The 14,629-nt window shown below is 33.5% G+C and carries 16 protein-coding genes; 9 read left to right on the forward strand and 7 right to left on the reverse strand.

Translation table 11 applies throughout. The annotated features are described in order from the left end of the window. Positions 1–279: 279 nt before the first annotated feature. Together IPJ23_13645 and IPJ23_13650 are read left to right on the forward strand one after the other, a co-directional pair. Entirely contained in the window at positions 280–1,440 is a 1,161-nt protein-coding gene (locus IPJ23_13645) for an META domain-containing protein (GenBank protein MBK7631718.1), read from the forward strand. Between the two features lie 216 nt (positions 1,441–1,656). Further along, positions 1,657–2,436, forward strand: a complete 780-nt coding sequence (locus IPJ23_13650; protein ID MBK7631719.1) for a hypothetical protein — start codon at positions 1,657–1,659, stop codon at positions 2,434–2,436. A gap of 23 nt (positions 2,437–2,459) precedes the next feature. On the opposite strand, the gene IPJ23_13655 is transcribed toward IPJ23_13650, so the two are convergent. From IPJ23_13655 to hemH, 6 genes are all read right to left on the reverse strand, one after another. Next, complete coding sequence (locus IPJ23_13655; protein MBK7631720.1) at positions 2,460–2,726, reverse strand: DUF493 domain-containing protein; 267 nt, start codon at positions 2,724–2,726, stop codon at positions 2,460–2,462. A 7-nt stretch (positions 2,727–2,733) separates the two neighbouring features. Beyond that, entirely contained in the window at positions 2,734–3,606 is an 873-nt protein-coding gene (locus IPJ23_13660; GenBank protein ID MBK7631721.1) for a DMT family transporter, read from the reverse strand. A gap of 136 nt (positions 3,607–3,742) precedes the next feature. Beyond that, the gene (locus IPJ23_13665; GenBank protein MBK7631722.1) at positions 3,743–4,240 is read right to left on the reverse strand and encodes a cytidine/deoxycytidylate deaminase family protein; all 498 of its coding nucleotides are present in this window, start codon (positions 4,238–4,240) and stop codon (positions 3,743–3,745) included. A gap of 243 nt (positions 4,241–4,483) precedes the next feature. Next, positions 4,484–5,503 (reverse strand): FAD-dependent oxidoreductase, encoded by a 1,020-nt coding sequence (locus IPJ23_13670; protein ID MBK7631723.1) that lies wholly within the window; start codon positions 5,501–5,503, stop codon positions 4,484–4,486. A gap of 321 nt (positions 5,504–5,824) precedes the next feature. Beyond that, on the reverse strand, positions 5,825–6,940 hold the full coding sequence (corA, locus tag IPJ23_13675; protein ID MBK7631724.1) for a magnesium/cobalt transporter CorA: 1,116 nt from the start codon (positions 6,938–6,940) through the stop codon (positions 5,825–5,827). Positions 6,941–6,982: 42 nt separating this feature from the next. Further along, entirely contained in the window at positions 6,983–7,996 is a 1,014-nt protein-coding gene (gene hemH / locus IPJ23_13680; protein MBK7631725.1) for a ferrochelatase, read from the reverse strand. Positions 7,997–8,110: 114 nt separating this feature from the next. Here hemH and IPJ23_13685 point away from each other — a divergent pair, with 114 nt between their 5' ends. From IPJ23_13685 to IPJ23_13715, 7 genes are all read left to right on the forward strand, one after another. Then, positions 8,111–8,497 (forward strand): hypothetical protein, encoded by a 387-nt coding sequence (locus IPJ23_13685; protein MBK7631726.1) that lies wholly within the window; start codon positions 8,111–8,113, stop codon positions 8,495–8,497. A gap of 47 nt (positions 8,498–8,544) precedes the next feature. Continuing rightward, positions 8,545–9,081, forward strand: coding sequence for an RNA polymerase sigma factor (locus tag IPJ23_13690; GenBank protein ID MBK7631727.1), 537 nt, complete (start codon positions 8,545–8,547; stop codon positions 9,079–9,081). Between the two features lie 50 nt (positions 9,082–9,131). Then, positions 9,132–9,458, forward strand: coding sequence for a hypothetical protein (locus IPJ23_13695; GenBank protein MBK7631728.1), 327 nt, complete (start codon positions 9,132–9,134; stop codon positions 9,456–9,458). A gap of 9 nt (positions 9,459–9,467) precedes the next feature. Beyond that, on the forward strand, positions 9,468–10,013 hold the full coding sequence (locus IPJ23_13700) for a hypothetical protein (GenBank protein ID MBK7631729.1): 546 nt from the start codon (positions 9,468–9,470) through the stop codon (positions 10,011–10,013). A 152-nt stretch (positions 10,014–10,165) separates the two neighbouring features. Further along, positions 10,166–10,570 carry a hypothetical protein gene (locus IPJ23_13705; protein ID MBK7631730.1) on the forward strand — a complete coding sequence of 135 codons (405 nt, stop codon included), beginning with the start codon at positions 10,166–10,168 and terminating at the stop codon, positions 10,568–10,570. Between the two features lie 36 nt (positions 10,571–10,606). Beyond that, a complete protein-coding gene (locus IPJ23_13710; GenBank protein ID MBK7631731.1) occupies positions 10,607–11,857 on the forward strand; it encodes a DUF1566 domain-containing protein in 1,251 nt (416 codons plus the stop codon). A gap of 205 nt (positions 11,858–12,062) precedes the next feature. Then, the gene (locus IPJ23_13715) at positions 12,063–14,210 is read left to right on the forward strand and encodes a CotH kinase family protein (protein ID MBK7631732.1); all 2,148 of its coding nucleotides are present in this window, start codon (positions 12,063–12,065) and stop codon (positions 14,208–14,210) included. Between the two features lie 61 nt (positions 14,211–14,271). On the opposite strand, the gene IPJ23_13720 is transcribed toward IPJ23_13715, so the two are convergent. Beyond that, positions 14,272–14,625 carry a GIY-YIG nuclease family protein gene (locus tag IPJ23_13720; protein MBK7631733.1) on the reverse strand — a complete coding sequence of 118 codons (354 nt, stop codon included), beginning with the start codon at positions 14,623–14,625 and terminating at the stop codon, positions 14,272–14,274. Positions 14,626–14,629: the final 4 nt, after the last annotated feature.

Consider the following 14,629-nt stretch of genomic DNA (forward strand, 5'->3'; position numbering starts at 1 on the left):
TTTCATAAGTCTCAATGAATTAACGCATTTCGGTAACGGGATGCGTTTTTTCTTTTAAATTCTTTCATTTTAAAAGACTGCAGTTATTTTTCCAATCTGTAATATTTTTCTGCTAAAATCACCGAAAGGCAAACCTATTCTTTACTTTCAAGCATTAATCGAAATATTTCATCACTATAGGGAAAATTTATAACGGTATAATATTTGAAAAACTGTTAATATTATAACTAATGCTGTAATCAGTTTGTTTCTCAAAAAATAGATTTAAAGGAATATTTTATGAAAAAGATTATACTTTTATCAATGTTTATTTTGCTGATAGTTGTTGGATGCTCATCCGCACCAGAAACTGTACAGGATCCAAAACAACTAACTTTTTTAAGCAACGGAATCTGGCTCGGTAGTTTGCCTTGCGAAGATTGTGATGTGATAGATTATCAGCTGAACTTAAAAAACGATTTTACATTCGTGCAAAAATTTGTTTATAAAGGAAAAAGTGATGAGTTTATTGTTGATGAGGGCAATTGGGTTTTTGATTCAGATTCTGTCATCGAACTTGAAAGTTATGATTATGCAAAATTATTTTTAATAAGCGGAAAAGAATTAATTATGCTTGATGAATACGGCGATAGAATAAATTCTGAATCGGAAAAAAAATATCATCTGCATAAAGATGCAAGTACAGTAAAGGAAATAAAAGACGTTAAAGAAGTAAAAGTAGAAAAACCAGTTGAGGATGATGTTGATAATAATTCACAACATTATCAGAATAAATTTTTAGCAGGTGTTGATTTTATCGCAAGAGGTAATGAACCTAACTGGACATTAGAAATTGATTTTGAAAAATCCATTGCATTTGCAACAACGGATGATATTAAAATAAACACCCCAGCTGTTGCTGGAATCAAAGCACAAGATTCTGATGTTACTCTTTACAGAGCAAAGTCAGACAAGGGTGAACTAATAATTACCGTTATTAAGGACAATTGTGAGGATAACATGTCCGGAGAAATATTCCCTTACAAAGTAAGAGTAGAAGCTAAGGGTCCTGATGATACTAACTATAACCCCTTTGAAGGATGTGGAAATTATTTATATGATAATCGCTTATATGATATTTATGTAATGGAAGAGATGACAGGCATTAATTTTAAAAAAGAAAAGTTACAAAAAGGAATGCCTCAATTTGAATTTAACTTGACTGAGATGCGTTTTAGCGGGCACGCTGGATGTAACACAATTGGCGGAAGCATTAATGTTGTTGGTAATAAAATTACCTTCGGGGCTTTGATGGGTACCTTAATGGCTTGTCCAAATATGAAAATTGAAAAAGCAGTCATCGAGGCACTTAATCAAAAAACAGTTACTTACAGCATCGATAAAATGAAGCTTACTATAGTTAGCGGTAAAACTAAAATGGTTTTTAAAAAGGTTGATTAAAAAATAAAAAGATGGGAAGATGAAAAATTAAGGGATGCTATTGCATCCCTTTTTTATTTAACAGCTAACAAATCTTAATACTCAATTTTCTTTTTGTAAACATAGAAAGTCTATTTAAGCCTACACTTACCAATTCCCTTTAATCAAAAAAGCTTATGATTCAAATAATTTATTCGGCATTTTAATTGTACTGGTGCAGAAAAAGCCGGAGAGATTATGTATTTACAAAACAAATTTCTTTCAATCTTAATTCTATTTACCGCCATATTATTTACTCATTGTTCACCTTCACGCTCAGCAATTCTAAATCTAAAACCACAAACCCCAAATAATGAGTGGTACAAAGGGAAAGAAATTGTAACACTTGATAATGATTCTATCATTATCAGGATATCCTATGATAGAAGTGATAATAATCATTATGTCTTTGATACGGAGATAATAAACAATTCAGAAAAGACCATACTTGTTGAACCTGAAAAGTTCAACTATAAAATCATTAGTGGAAAGATAAATGGTGGTGATCCTATAATATTATCAGCAAAAGATCCAGAAAAGGTTATAATGGAGTTGCAACAAAATTATGCAATTCATAAAAATAATGTGGAAATGGAGGCAATGACATATTCTTTTGGATGTTTTTTACAGTTTGTCGGACAAACAAAGGCGTTGGTCACAAATGATCCAGAACTATCTAAACGAATTGATTATCAATCCCAAAGAATGAAAGATGATGAATTCATAACTGATATTCAAAACAATAGAATTGGTTCTGCTTTAGAAAACTCATCCTATGTATGGGAAATTCTCGCTTTGCGAAAAACCACACTATATCCATTTCAAAATATTTCCGGAAAAGTTTTCTTCCCAATAAGTGGTTTGGCTGAAACTCTTAAATTTTACTTTCCTTTGGATAAATATGAAATGAGCTTATTGTATGAACAAGAATCTACACCTCTCTACAAAAAGTATGTCGATCCAAATTTAGAATACTAAAGCCGGGCTATGGGGGGCCTGGTTTACAAAACCATTTTAACAAATTCGCATGCTTCAAGTTTTGCAAAAATTATATCACGGATAGCTTCTGAGGTAACAAATACTGTTAAGTTAATACTAAAATATTTTCCTTTGGAACTGACGTTTGATGAAGATATTTTATAATCCATTCCTCCAACAGATTGTTCAATCATCTTAATCATTTCATCAACATCGATACCAATAACTTTATACTCCCAATTACAAGGATATTCTATCTTTGGTTTTTTGCTGTTAGAATCTAGAATCATATTTTAATTAATCCTTGTTTACTAGAAACACACCGGCGGTAATTATTAATCCGCTAAGTATCATTAATGGTGTAATATCTTCTTTAAGAAAAATCCAAGCCGTAATTACAGTTACAAACGGTTCAAAATAGAGATATGCTCCAACTTTTGCAGATTCCATTTCGCGTAGAGCATAAGCCCAAATTACATAAGCAACACCACTGCAAAGTAAACCTAAAAATAATATTGCAATCCAGCCAACGCTGGAAAGATTTATTACTGATTTCATAGTTGCATCACTAACGGTAAACGGAATAATAATAATTGCCATCATTATAAAAAGATAAAGTATAGTCATTAAAGGGGAATAGGTAAGCGATATTTTTTTATTAACCATTGAATAAATTCCCCAAGTGAAAGCGCTGGATAGAACGAGTAAATCACCCCTGTTCTTTATTAAATCTATATTGGTTAAACTCCCTTTGCCTACAAGTAATAGCAAACCAATTGTTGCAATCACAATTCCCGTTACTTTAATCAGATTTATTTTTTCTTTAAAGAAAATCAACCCCAACAGTGCCATAAAAATTGGCGCTGTACCAATTATCCACCCTGTGTTGGATGCTGTTGTATATTTTAGTCCGGTAACTTGAATCCACAAATGAAATACAGCGATTAGTGCAAGAATAAAAATGTAGCTGTGGCTTTTAAGGTTAATGGCAAAATTTCTTTTTTGCATCAATGCAATCGAAAGAAGAAGGAAGATTGCAAGAATTAATCTCATCGAAATTATTGTTTCAGGAGTTAATTCATTTAAAAGAAATTTTGTTGCGATAAATGATGCGCCCCAAAATATGATTGCAAACAGTGGTAGCCAGAATATATAAGTTTTTGTTTTAATAGATGTTTTTTATTGTTATATAATTAAAAGTAAATTAATTCTGCCCGGTCATTGTGATCAGAAAAATGTAAACTCTAATTATCCAAATTTCTCATTTGAGACTTTTTCGAATTGACCTAATGGCTATGATTTAAAACTATTGAGATTTTTCTGTTTTCTTTGCCGAAGAGTAATTCATTAAATCATATTGAATTTCTTTGCTTGGCATATCCATCTTTACAACTTCAACTCCTGCTTGCGAATAAAATTGTGTTGCAAGCGTATCGTGAAAATCGGAGAACACAACAACTCGTTTTATTCCTGCTGCAATAAGCGCTTTTGCACAAGTTGTACAAGACATATTTGTAATGTAAGCAGTTGATCCGACAATATTAACACCGTGTTTTGTTGCCTGAACAAGCGCATTGATTTCTGCATGATTAGTTCTCACACAATGATTATCTACAATTAAACATCCGTCATCTTCACAATGGGGCTGACCAGGAAGTGAGCCGTTGTACCCGGTTGCAAGCACAAATCGATCTTTTACAAGAACACACCCGCAGTGCATACGCGGGCAAGTTGCACGCTCTGAAGCAAGCATTGCAAGTTTTAAAAAATATTCATCCCAGCTAGGTCTTTTGATTTCTGTCATTTAGTTCTATCCTAAAAAATATTTAGAAATTAATATGAAAATTTATTGTTGTACGTGACAAATATAGAGAGGCAACGCAAGAAATTAAAAAATTAGGATAACTATTTTACTCCATAGGACCATCGTCCCTTGCTACTGATTTTCTTAGCCGCACACTGGTGATGATGATTTTTATAGAACTTATTACCACCGCATAATTTACACTTAGCAGGTTCCTGATCAGAAATATTTAGCAATTCTGCTTTACTGTCTTGGCAAAGATATAAAGTCTTTTGTGGCATTAGATATCTCCAGTTTTTTTAGCTCGGTTTTTATTCTATTCTTCAAACTTCTTTTTTCGGAAAGATAGCTGATCATTTTACCGCGATTAAAAATTACAGAATAAAGATTTGCCCCAAGTAATTTTGCTTCTTCCATTTTGGAATTATAAGTTAAAACATTCGAAAGATCGCTTGCGAAAAAATCATGCTTTGCCGCGCAATCGCCAACCGCGTATATATTTTTATCAGATGTTCTGAAATATTCATCAACTAAAATTCCCCTGTCACGATCGTAAATTATTCCAAGCTTTTCAGCCATTTCTATATTCGGTCTTGAGCCGCAACAGATCATTAGAAAATCACAATCAATCACTTCATCGGAGCTAAGTTTTACGCCTGTTACGGCATCAATCCCAAGGACACTTTTTATTTTTTCATCCAAAACTACTCTTCCACCAAGATTTTCAATTACTTCTTTAACTTTGTTGCTTGTATCAGCATCAAAAGATGAGGGCATTAATCGTTTTGACTTTTCAATTATAGTAATCTTTTTACCGGCTCTTAAAAGCTCATCACACAATTCAACACCGATATAACCACCGCCATAAATTACAACACTTTCGGCTTCAATAGCTTCGGTTTTTATTTTGCGGATCTGTTCAGGATCTTTATTAATTAGCATTACACCGTCTCGTTGAATTCCATCAATAAGCGGTTCAATCGCGCGGGAACCAGTTGCAAGAACAAGTTTTTCATATTCAATTTTTCCTCCACCAGCCAACTGAAGGACATTATGATTACGACTAGCGACATCATCATAAAAAACATTTAACATATTATTAAAACGACTCGAGATAGAAGAAAGTATTTCCTCAACGATAGAGTTCTGTTTATCAGTTTTGATTATTGCAATACTTTTATCAGCGTAAGTGTGTCTTGCAGAAAGCGTACAAACAAGCGCGGGCTCTCCATTTCCAGCAATAACGATATTATATTTTTCCATAGTCATCTCCATCAAATCAATTAACCACAAATAAATTAACGATTATTGAAACCGGAGAAATAAAGAGCTGTAACTCAAAAGAAGAGAAAAATAATATTATAGAGATTGATTTAAGTTAAAACCGATTACCGGCTTCAAACCTTTTTGAACTTCCTCAAAAGCTTATCATTTAATAAATGCGCAGTTATAATATAATCTTTTTATGATGAATAGCAAGTTGATAAACATTCTACTTATCAAAACTCACAAAAAACAAGGTAGTAATCTCAAACAGAAAACAGCATTAATGAAACGTATAAAAAGTATTTGCCGATAAAATTATTAAAACCATTTTTTATGTTTGAAATAAAAATACATAAGCCCGCCGCAAACTATAATAAAGCCCCAAAAACCCCATGGGTACATCCACTCAATTTGTAGCTCAGGAAAATGTTTAAAATTCATTCCATAAACACCGGCAAGAAAAGTAAGTGGAATAAAAATTGTTGCAATTACTGTAAGCACTTTCATCACTTCATTCATTCTGTTGCTTAGACTGGATAAGTATGTTTCAAGCATTCCCATTGCCATATCGCGGTAAGACTCGATTGTATCGATAATTTGAATTGTGTGATCGTAAACATCACGAATATAAATTTGTGTTTGTTGTTTAATAATTCCATTTTCATTTCTTTGCAGGTTTGATAGTAGTTCCCGTAAAGGCCAAACAGATTTTCTTAACAAAATCATTTCTCTGCGAAGATTGTGTATTGATTGAAGATCACTTTGCTCGGGATCAACAATAATTCTGTCCTCAAGTTCTTCAATTTCATCGCCGATCTGTTCAAGAATGTGGAAGTAACTGTCAACAATTGCATCAATAAGTGCGTACGCTAAATAATCTGGTCCTCCATTTCTCATACGCGGACCACCTTTTCTAAGTCTGTCTCTTACTGTATCAAAAACATCTCCGGTATCTTCTTGAAACGTGATGAGATATTTTTTTCCGAGAACGAAACTAACCTGTTCGTTTTTTATTTCTTTAGTATCGGGATTATAATCAAACATTCTTACAACTATGTAAAGATAGCTCTCGTAATCATCAACCTTTGGTCTTTGAGAAGTGTGAACGATATCTTCTAACACAAGCGGATGGATTTCAAATTGCTTTCCTAACTTTTCAATTATTGAAATATCATGCAGTCCATCTATATTTATCCAAGATGTTAAATCAGAATCTTTACAGCTAAAACTTTCTTCAATATTTGCAAGGGTTTTTTCTGTTATAAAATCATCTTTATAGTCAAACAATGTGATTTTAACTTCATCTTTTTTCTTTTCGCCAGTGTAAACAAGCGTGCCGGGTGAAAGCCCAACTTTTTTAGCTTTAGGTTTTTGCAGAGGATTTAAAATTCTTTTAACCCGCTTAATTTGCTTTTTAGTTTCACGAGTTATCATCTTTCCGGTTTTGGGAATAAAATCTTTATCCATAAAAATCTCTTATGCTTCCTTAAGAACCATCTTTTTAAGTGCTTCAATCCACATTGGATGATCATTTAAACTTTTTACAAGCTGAACTTTTTCTCCTCCATGCTCTTTAAATATGTTTTGATATTCAATTCCGATTTCAACTGTTGTCTCCAGGCAATCAGCAACAAAGGCAGGGCTGAATACCAAAAGCTTTTTTGCGCCTTTCTTTGCCAATTCCTCAACAACTTTATCCGAAAAAGGTTCAAGCCAATCTTTATCTAAGCGGGATTGAAAACAAACCGTATATCTTTCCTTTGGCAGATTTAATTTTTCAGAAAGCATTCTGGTAGTTGCATAGCAGGTTGCTTTGTAACAGTATTTGTTGTCTTCATTAATTTCATCTTCGCATTTGTGATCCGAGCAAGGCTTACCATCTGAATAAACTTTATCAACTTGTCTAACCGGCAATCCATGATAACTGAAAAGAATATGATCATAATCATTTAAATTATATTTATTTGATTGCTCAATTACACAATTCAGATAATTTTCGTCATCATAAAACTGTGAGATGATTTTTATTTCTGGAATCACCCACCAGTTACTAATTAACTTCATAGCTTTATCAATTGCAGATCCAGTACTTGCAGATGCATACTGCGGGAACAAGGGTAAAACGATAATTTTCTGGTAGCCTTTTTTTTCCATTCGTGCACAAACCTCATCAAGACCAGGATTTTGATATCGCATTGCAAGTTCAACTTCAAAATCATTATCAAGCTCTTTTCGTAATTTTTCTTTTACAGATTCACCGTAAATCATAATCGGGGAACCTTTGTCTGTCCACAATTCCTTATAAATTTTTGCAGATTTTGATGCACGAAAAGGAACAATGATAAAGTTCACAAGAAAAAATCTGCCAATTGGATTTATATCAATCACACGCGGATCGTTTAGAAACTCAAATAAATATTTTCTTACGTCTTTTACCGACGGACTATCTGGAGTTCCGAGGTTTATAAGTAATACACAAGTTTTTGCCATTTAATATCTATAATTAGTTTATGGATTTATCACAAAAATAAGTTTAAGTTTGGTTATAAATTACAGTATTGTTTATAAACCTTAAACAAAAATTTTGGCTCAGTGAAGACTTTATTGATTTTATTTCTATCAGTAATTGTATTTTTTTCTTGCTCAACGGTTGATGAGGATTGCTTGTGTACAGAAGAGTATAGATTCTTCCTTGTAACAGTTGTCGATACTCTTGGAGTTCCGATTGATTCTTTAACCGTTACGATAAGAGACAAAGACGGAGATGAATTAAATGTTGTGCAAGATCCGCATCCTTTTGGTGCAGGCAAATACACCGTTCTTAATGATTCATTTACACAAATGCTTTGTTCCTGCCCAACAGCAGAGAAAATTTACTTTTCAGCAACTGATGGAAATAGAGTTGCCGTTGGAGAATATTTGTTTAACACGGATAAATGCAGATGTCATATCAATAAAGTATCTGGTCCGGATACATTGGTGATTAGATAAATGTATAGCACTTATTACATGCTTTCGATTAAACGAAATTAGAAAAACTGCAATTGAATTTTGAATCAATAGTAAAACAGAATCAGGAAAAAGTTCGCAACATTTGCTTTCGATATGTTAACAACGTTGATGATGCCGATGATATTGCTCAGGAAGTATTTATCCAGGTGTTTGAGTCAATTTCGCATTTTCGCGAGGAAGCACAAATATCAACATGGGTTTACCGAATTGCTGTAAATAAATCTCTCGATTTTATTAGAAGCAAAAACAGAAAAAAAAGATTTGCTCAACTTACCTCTATATTTAAATCCGGAGAAGATGAACAGATTATTGAAATCCCCTCCCATGAAACACCTGATAAAGATTTAGATGATAAAGAAAGAAAAGAAGTGCTTGATTTTGCGCTCAATAAACTCCCGGAAAATCAAAAAACAGCAATAGTTTTAAGCAAATATGAAGGTTTTAGTAATGCCGAAATTTCAAAAATAATGGATTTGTCATTGTCAGCTGTTGAAGCTTTAATACATCGGGCTAAAAAAAATTTACATAAGGAATTATATAATTATTTTGAAAAAAGGAAGTAAGCGCACAAGTTTTTTAATTAAAAAGCGTCTTAATTATTATGGATAGAAAGATGAACAAAAAAGAGATAATCGAAGAAGAAATTAGAAAAACATTAGAGGTATTTGAGCAAAAAGAATCTTTGCCTACAAATCCTTATTTCTATACACGAGTGCAGCAAAGAATCAAAGAAAGCTCAGAGAATAATTCTATGATGTGGAGATATTTAAAACCTGCGTTATTAACAATCTTGTTGCTAATAAATGTGAGTACTTTTATATGGTATATTAATAGTGCCGGAAATTATTCTGCTGCTGAAAATCAGCAGGAGTTAATAGAATATCTTTCTAATGATTTAAATCTGAACACAAATCAAAGTAATATATTTTTAGCTGAGTAGAAAAAAACTATGGATATTTTTAAACAAAAACGTTATCTAATATTTGTAATTGTTCTGCTTGTAATTTTAAATCTTGCTACGATATTAATGATCTGGCTGAATAAGCCTCCTCAGCATATGATGCAGAGAGAGCAACGAAGACCCGAGCAAGAGAAAATGCATATTCAACAATTATTAAAAGATGAGCTTGGCTTTGATAAAACTCAAACTGAACAATATTTAAAGTTGCGTAAAGAACAACAAGAACGGGCATCGCTTATACAAAATGAAATACAACGAATTAAAAAACAAATGTTCGATGAAGTGTTAAAGGATAATCCACAAACGTCGCTATCCGACTCTTTGTTAAAATTATCGCAGGAAAAAATGGCTGATCTTGAGCAACTTACCTTTCGTCATTTTTTAGACCTGAAAAAATTGTGTAAACCAGATCAGCAGGATAAACTTAAATTTTTAATTGGCGAATTTTTTCATCAGAATCCTCCAGCGGGAATGAATAATGATGGCCCTCCTCCACCGCCAGGAAATGAACCGCCACCACCAAATAAAAATTGATCTCTAAATGTAGAACATTAGCCCTTTATTTGTATTGAATGAAGGGCTTTTCTATTTTTAAAATAATTTTTACAACTGCACAAGTTATTTTCCAAATCATCGTCTTAAATAATAGAACATAAAAATAATTATCTAAACTAAAGGAAAATGAAATGATCGAACAAAGAAGATCTAATACCGGCATACTTCTAATTATCGCTGCAATGCTTTTTGCTTCCATAAGTCTGTCAGCGCAGCAACAGCCTGAAAGAAATGGGCCGCCGAAACCTCCCAGTGCTGTAGAAGTTAATAAGATGATTGATGAATTATCAACAACACTTTCTTTAAACGAATCACAAAAAAAAGAAGTCCCCGATTTATTTACAGCTCACTTTAATAATATGAAGGAATCAATGGGTAGTAGAGAAGGAAGTGGAAGCCCCGAAGAGATGCAGCAGAAAAGAAAAGATTTTGAAGCACAGGTAAAAAGTTTATTAAACGATGAACAAAAATTGGCGTTTGATCAATTTATGAAAAGCCGCGGTCCACAGCCCAATCAACAAATGCCAAAACGTTAAGAATATTAATTTTAGAAACCTTTGGAGAATTTAAAAATGAAATCTATCAGCATAATAGCACTAACATCGATATGGTTTTTATTTATAGGATGTTCTGAATCCTCAACGCAGGTAGCTAATAACAGAGGAAATCTACCAAACATCACAGGATATCCGGTCGTTAGTACAAATCAATCTGTTTTCTATGATACATCAAATGTAATTTCAGCGCCATCGTCAGGTAATGCATTTTATGGACAGGATGCTCAATACACAAGAAATGAAATACAATATCAAAACAATGGTGATGGAACGATTACGGATATGATCACAGGATTAATGTGGCAAAAAAGTGCTGATACAGACGGAGATGGAGATATTGACGCTAATGATAAAAAAACTTATGCACAGGCTGTTTCAGAAGCAATTAGTTGCACCACTGGAGGACATACCGATTGGCGCCTGCCAACAATAAAAGAATTGTATTCACTTATTATTTTTTCTGGTGTTGACCCTAGTGGCTATACTGGGACTTCAACCTCAGGCCTTATTCCATTTATTAACACAGATTATTTCGATTTCGCTTACGGCGACACACAAGCGGGAGAAAGAATTATTGATGCACAATATGCCTCTTCAAACATGTATGTGGATGGTCAATTACTCTTTGGAGTTAATTTTGCCGATGGGCGTATTAAGGGTTACGGATTACAAATGCCCTTTGGGCCAGGGGATAAAACCTTCGATGTAATATACGTGCGTGGTAACTCAACCTACGGAATAAATAATTTTGTGGATAACGGTGACAGTACTATAACAGATAACTCAACGGGATTAATGTGGATGAAGAATGATAGTAAAACTGGAATGACATGGCAAAACGCACTTGGTTATTCTGAGAATTTACAGTACGCTGGTCATTCTGATTGGCGATTACCAGACGCAAAAGAATTGCACAGTATTTTAGATTATACACGTTCACCTGGTACAACAAATTCTGCCGCGATTGATCCGCTTTTTAATGCAACTCCAATTACTAATGAAGCTGGACAATCAGATTATGGTTGTTACTGGACAAGCACAACTCATTCTAACTGGTCTTCTGTTGCTGGTGGTTTTGCAGCTTATGTAAGTTTTGGAAGAGCAATGGGATATATGGATGCAAGATGGCAGGATGTTCATGGAGCCGGGGCACAACGAAGTGATCCAAAAGCAGGAAATCCAAACCAGTATCCCACTGGAAACGGGCCTCAGGGCGATGCAATAAGAATTTATAATTATGTTCGTTGTGTTAGAAATATAAATTAAATTACAGTAGCATTTGTGTTACACTCAAATAAAATAACTTGGATTTTAATTAACTAGAAAAAAAATGAAAAGAACAAATATTTATCTACTAATAATACTTATAGGCATAACAGGGTTTTTAAATAACTCTTTCGGGCAATCATTTTATGATATTAATACCATTCAGACAATTTCAATAACTTTTTCGCAAAGCAATTGGGATTATATGCTTGATACGGCTAAAGCCGGAAGCGATGGTTACATAATGGCACAATCAGTTACTGTAAATGGTACTGAATATGATAGTGTGGGTGTAAAGTACAAAGGAAACAGCACTTATAATCCTAACTATATTAAGAATCCATTTCATATTGAACTAGACACCTATAAAGAACAAGATTATCAAGGTTACAAAGATATCAAACTAAGTAATGTTGCTAAAGACCCATCGTTTTTACGTGAGGTACTTTCATATTCTATCTTAAGAAAGTATATGAATGCTTCTTTATCTAATTATGCAAATGTTTATGTAAACGGAACTCTACTCGGGCTCTATGTCAGTTCTGAATCTATCGGTAAAACATTTGTTAACAAAAACTTTTATTCCAAAGACAATGCTTTTATTAAATGTAATCCAATTGATGGTGCAGGACCCGGAAGCACAGATTTGCCAAATTTGGTTTACCTGGGCACTGACAGCACGCTCTATTATCCTGCTTATGAGTTAAAATCTGATTACGGATGGGCTGATTTAATAACTTTGACCAACACTCTTAAAAATAATATTGGCGAAATTGAAACGGTTTTAGATGTTGATAGAGCATTATGGATGTTAGCCTTTGATAATCTTTTAGTTAATCTGGATAGTTATATAGGTGTATTTGCGCAGAATTATTATTTATATAAAGATAACATAGGACGATTTAATTGTATGCTTTGGGATTTTAATGAATCGTTTGGAACATTCAGCCAAACAGGTACAATATTTTTACCAAACACAACCGCTAAAAGTCAGATGACTCATTTGCTTCATTCCGGTGATGCGAATTGGCCGTTGGTACAAAAACTACTTGCTGTTCCTACGTATAAAAAAATGTATCTGGCACATTTGCATACGATTTTAACCGAAAATTTTTCAAACAATAGTTATTATACATTGGCTCAATCAATACAGCCAATAATAAATGCAGCGGTGCAGGCTGATCCAAACAAGTTTTATACTTATACCCAATATCAAAGCAATCTTACAACTGATGTTGGTATTGGCCCGAATTCCGTGCCTGGAATAACCGCATTAATGAATGGTAGAAACACATATCTATCTGCACTTTCGGACTTTACTAATACTAAACCAACGATAACAAACGTTGCACCCAGTGATACAAACCCGACTTTAAACACTACAGTTTTTATTACCGCAAATGTAATTAATACAAATACAGACGCTGTTTATCTAGGACACAGAGACAATAATGAGAACCGCTTTACAAAGATTCTTATGTATGATGATGGCGCGCACGGTGATGGTACTGCTGGAGATAACATTTATGGTGCTTCAATTGATGTAAGCAGTTCTACAATTCAATATTATATCTACGCAGAAAATAATAATGTTGGTATGTTTTCGCCGGTTAGAGCTGAACATGAATTTTATACGATGACTGCTAACACAACAACAAGCAGTGAAGTAATGATGAATGAAATATATACAAGAGGCACAACGACGGACCCAGATTGGATCGAGATTTACAACTCATCAACTTCTGCAATCGATATTAGTGGTTATAAAATTTATGACAGCGGCGGACAAAGCGGCACTAAACCTAAAAAAGAATTTTCAACTGGATCAGTAATTCCTTCTAATGGATTTTTAGTTATCGTAACTGACGATACATCAGCAAGTGGTTTTGGACTTTCAAGTTCCGGCGAAAAAGTATGGCTAGAAAACTCTTTGGGCTTAATAGCTGATTCGGTTACTTTCCCAGCTCTAACTGTAGATCAATCTTCTGGAAGAATTCCTGATGGCGGCGTTTGGCAAACACTGGATACAATTACACGAGGAGCCTCAAATAGTTCTCCGACTGGAATTAGTGAAGAACCATTAAGTATAACTGAATTTAAACTTGATCAAAATTATCCGAATCCTTTTAACCCAACGACAACGATTTCTTTTCAATTACCTGTTTCGTCTCAAGTAACATTAAAAATCTATGATTTGTTGGGTAAAGAAATTGTTACCCTTGTTGATGAAATGAAAAATGCTGGTAGTTATCAATTCAATTTTGATGCAAGTCAATTAGCTTCTGGAATGTATTTCTATCGCTTAGATACGAAAAACTTTTCGCAGGTTAGAAAAATGATTCTATTGAAATAACGACACAACCGATTATTCGATGGCTGTCTAAAAATAATAATTTTTGGACAGCCATTTTTATTTATGTTTTCTTATTGTAAAAAGTTACACCTTCACTTTTTAGTTTTTTAATCCACAATTCCTCAAGTGAATTTAGTTCAGTATCTAGTTCTTTTTCTGTTTCGTTTTTTAATTCAAGCTCATCAAGAACTTTAATTTCAAAATTGTTTTTGCCATGTTTCTTATAATCATCAACAATGTCCTGGTAAGGAAAACTTCCCATCGTTAATGTAAACTCAAATCTTCTTAAAACTGCCGGCAGATTTTTACTTGTACCAATGTACATTTTGTTATCAATATTATTATGCACAGCATAAACACCCACCGGCTGTTTTTGCTGCTTGTAATCTTTTGTTAATTGTTTTTTATTTATCATAAAA

It is taken from the genome of Ignavibacteriales bacterium (assembly GCA_016709765.1).
Classification (GTDB): Bacteria; Bacteroidota; Ignavibacteria; order Ignavibacteriales; family Ignavibacteriaceae; genus IGN3.

Bases quoted from the DNA above. Each gene is read 5' to 3' on its own strand.
- corA (MBK7631724.1), bottom strand. From the start codon at position 6,940: ATGATAACTCGTGAAACTAAAAAGCAAATTAAGCGGGTTAAAAGAATT.
- IPJ23_13645 (MBK7631718.1), top strand. From the start codon at position 280: ATGAAAAAGATTATACTTTTATCAATGTTTATTTTGCTGATAGTTGTT.
- IPJ23_13705 (MBK7631730.1), top strand. From the start codon at position 10,166: ATGATCGAACAAAGAAGATCTAATACCGGCATACTTCTAATTATCGCT.
- IPJ23_13715 (MBK7631732.1), top strand. From the start codon at position 12,063: ATGCTTGATACGGCTAAAGCCGGAAGCGATGGTTACATAATGGCACAA.
- IPJ23_13695 (MBK7631728.1), top strand. From the start codon at position 9,132: ATGAACAAAAAAGAGATAATCGAAGAAGAAATTAGAAAAACATTAGAG.
- IPJ23_13700 (MBK7631729.1), top strand. From the start codon at position 9,468: ATGGATATTTTTAAACAAAAACGTTATCTAATATTTGTAATTGTTCTG.
- IPJ23_13710 (MBK7631731.1), top strand. From the start codon at position 10,607: ATGAAATCTATCAGCATAATAGCACTAACATCGATATGGTTTTTATTT.
- IPJ23_13720 (MBK7631733.1), bottom strand. From the start codon at position 14,625: ATGATAAATAAAAAACAATTAACAAAAGATTACAAGCAGCAAAAACAG.
- IPJ23_13650 (MBK7631719.1), top strand. From the start codon at position 1,657: ATGTATTTACAAAACAAATTTCTTTCAATCTTAATTCTATTTACCGCC.
- IPJ23_13655 (MBK7631720.1), bottom strand. From the start codon at position 2,726: ATGATTCTAGATTCTAACAGCAAAAAACCAAAGATAGAATATCCTTGT.
- IPJ23_13670 (MBK7631723.1), bottom strand. From the start codon at position 5,503: ATGGAAAAATATAATATCGTTATTGCTGGAAATGGAGAGCCCGCGCTT.
- IPJ23_13665 (MBK7631722.1), bottom strand. From the start codon at position 4,240: ATGACAGAAATCAAAAGACCTAGCTGGGATGAATATTTTTTAAAACTT.
- hemH (MBK7631725.1), bottom strand. From the start codon at position 7,996: ATGGCAAAAACTTGTGTATTACTTATAAACCTCGGAACTCCAGATAGT.